This window comes from Prevotella dentasini JCM 15908 (genome assembly GCF_000614065.1).
Taxonomy (GTDB): Bacteria; Bacteroidota; Bacteroidia; order Bacteroidales; family Bacteroidaceae; genus Prevotella; species Prevotella dentasini.
Window position 1 is genome coordinate 1 of the sequence record NZ_BAKG01000037.1, and the last position, 3,070, is coordinate 3,070.

2 protein-coding genes are annotated in these 3,070 nt (G+C 45.8%); both read right to left on the reverse strand.

The genetic code is table 11. The features are described 5' to 3' along the window. Positions 1–122: 122 nt before the first annotated feature. Positions 123–359: a T9SS type A sorting domain-containing protein gene (locus JCM15908_RS15730; protein ID WP_084607875.1), complete on the reverse strand. Its 237-nt coding sequence runs from the start codon at positions 357–359 to the stop codon at positions 123–125. After that, positions 257–2,803, reverse strand: a complete 2,547-nt coding sequence (locus JCM15908_RS11225) for a leucine-rich repeat domain-containing protein (protein WP_148295594.1) — start codon at positions 2,801–2,803, stop codon at positions 257–259. The genes JCM15908_RS15730 and JCM15908_RS11225 overlap by 103 nt, the downstream gene beginning before the upstream one ends. Positions 2,804–3,070 lie beyond the last annotated feature (267 nt).

Consider the following 3,070-nt stretch of genomic DNA (forward strand, 5'->3'; position numbering starts at 1 on the left):
AAAAAGGATTTCCCAGTGCCGGGACAGCACTGAAAAATCCTAATCTTGTTATATTGCTCCTGATATGCCTCACAAATGAGGCTCTTCTGCTTGTTCAGAGAAACAGAGGCGGAGCTAAAACATTATTTTACTACTACATGGTATGCCTTATTGCCCACCTGCAGCAGATAATTGCCGGAAGGCTGAGCCGATACATCCATCGTGGCTGCACCGTTCATGTCGGTACGCGTCCTTGCTACCCTGATGCCTCCGACGGTCAGCAGGGCCACATCGGTATCGGGAGCGGCATTGGCGATGTTGATGTAGTCGGTTGCAGGGTTCGGATAGAACTTGAAGCCGTCTTCCGATACAGCACCGATACCTGTTTCGACACTGCTTCATAAAGTTCCCTGCCTTCAAAGGTCATAATATATACTTCCCAGTTCAGATTGTTTGCAATCCCTACATGCTTCTTCGTAAAGACATTTCCGTCGTCTTCAGGAGGATCGTTCACCACGGTAATCGTTCCGGCAGGTTCAGAGCCGACGCGCGAAGGCATCGAGCTTACCAATGCATCCATATTCTTTTCATTAATCTGATTCGAGTATATGGAAAGGTTCTTCAACGACGGACAGCCTGTGAGGTCAAGGCTCTTTATCATATTATCCGAGCATCCAACTTCTTCCAAGACTGCCATATTGGCAACATGAAGCTCCTCCAACATGTTCTTGTTGCAGAATACCGACTTTAACATCGCACCATCACCCAGCTCAAGTTTCCTGAGTCCGTTCATGTAGCAGAACAGCTTGCTCAGGTTGTCATTATGGCTGACATCCAACTCCTCGAGTTGGTTCTCGGTACAATCCAGATAGTCGAGCATCTGACAGAAGGAAACGTCAAGTTTCTCAAGTTTGTTCTTGCTGCAAAGCAACTTCTCCAAAGAAGGACATCCGCTTACATCCAGTTTGGTCAGCTTGTTTTCACGACAATTCAGAGAGTACAGCTTGGAGCAGTCGGATACATCCAATTCTGTAATGCTGTTTATCTCGCATCGCAGCTCTTCCAGTGAAGAACAGCCGGACACGCTGACTTCCGTCAATTTATTCTGATAGCACGAGAGCTCATACAAGTTGGCACTACCGGAAAGATCTATCTGCGTAAGTGAATTGTAAGCACAATTCAACTCCTGCAGCATGTTGTTCCTATTGATTTTCAGCTTCTTAAGTTTGTTCAGACTTACATCGACAATCTGTAGGTTGTCGCTGTTGGTCAGGTCAAGCTCCTTAAGGCTGTTACCCCATACCACAAGAGATTTCAGTCCCGGGCACTGACTCAAGTCCAATTCCTTGATGCCCACATTTCCCTGATAGGTGTTGTCGGTACTGCTCAGCTCCGTGATATTTCCTTTCAGAACAATCTCTTCAGCAGTAACCACATAGCTCTGTGATTCTTCCACATACTTAACGCCTTCCATCTCAACGTCGCCCTCTGCCGTTATTCTGAGATTTATCGGCGTGCCGACCTCCAATCCGGTTTTCATGCGAATCATTGAGGCAGCTTCCTCGCCTTCGCCCTCATATTCGGCAAAGTCTCCGTCGTTGTAGCGCATCACGCTCCATCCCTTTGCACGTGCATCTCTCACTTGCTTGCGGGTCATGATGTTGTCGACCACTCCTTCCTCGCTGCATACCACATTCAGATAACCGTAATTGATTTCCTCGTCCTCGGTAATTTCACGCTCATGCAGGTCGGGCAGACTGGCTACCATGTCGTCCATACCCTTGCCGCTGATATTGTTTTTGAAGCAATAGATTTCAGAAACCTCCTTCGCATTTGTAAAGTCCAAGGCTGTCAGTTCGTTTCCATCGCAGGAAAACTCGTACAGCTTCGGGCAATGCGTCAGGTCAAGAGCCTTCAGGCTGTTGTCTCCGCAGTACAGCAGGCGCAGGTTAGGCTGCTCTGCAAGCTCAAGCGCAGTAAGGAGATTGTTGTCGCATGTCAACTTCGACAGCTGCTTGTTGTTCTTCACGTCTATCTCCGAGAGCTTATTGAAAGAAACCGCAAGGTCTCTCAGCTTCGGCATCTGGCTGACGTCTATCTTGCCTATCTCGTTTCCTGTCAGATAAAGCTCCTCCAGATTCTTATAAGGCGTTACGTCAGCCTCGGTAAGCCCTGCAAAGCTCAGGGAAATAATCTTGATGGTCTCCGAAGAGTTCTTCATGTCAGGGAAGACGCCCAACGGATTATACGACAGCTCAACAAATTCCAGTTTCTTGTTGTTCGACAGGTCTATTGAGTTGATTTGGTTGGCATCCGCATTAAGATGCGTAAGTCCGGCATTGCCGCTCACGTTAAGTTCCACCAGCGCGTTGTCCGTAACGCTCAACTTCTTCAGCGACGGATTGCCCGAGATGTCTATGTCCGTAAGTCCAGCCCCTTCTGCCCAAAAGAAAGAAAGGTCTCCATATACCGTTATCTCTGCCTGTTCTGTATTAAAAACCTGTTTTTTTACCCGTGCAGCCTTCTTCAGCATGCGCGAATTTTTATTGCGTACAGACTTGTTGTACAGCTCCATATCGCCATACTCCGTAATTCTTTCTCCTGCATCGCAGGTCTCATTGCCATTGAGGTCAATCCAACAGTTTCTCTTGTCCTCGTCTGCACCAAAGGCCAAGCTGATAGGCTCTCCGACTTCAAATTCGGTAACGAAAGTAATTTTTGCTCCATCGGTGGGTGCAGGAACAAAAGTGTCTTGCGCTTTGGTGGCAAAACAATACATTGTCATTAGCAACAACAATGCCCAAAAGTTTTTTGTTCTTTTCATAAATTTAGGTTTTAAGTAAAGTCTCATGGCCTTTGAAAATTAAAAAAGTCAAATGGGAAGACACAATCCCCACAAACTGGAATAAAATCCAAAAACTCATGGTAATAAATAGATTACCCGACAAAGATACAGATAAATAGCAAAAACTCCAAAAATATCAGACAAAAAATAGAAATTACAAAGTAAATCTGCCTAAAATTTGACAAAAACAGATATTTATAGTCCCTTTTCCTATCACCTTTATATATTACACAAATAGGACGAACT

What these genes read in the sequence shown, in the direction of transcription:
- JCM15908_RS11225 (WP_148295594.1), bottom strand. Translation starts at nt 2,803, where the DNA reads ATGAAAAGAACAAAAAACTTTTGGGCATTGTTGTTGCTAATGACAATG.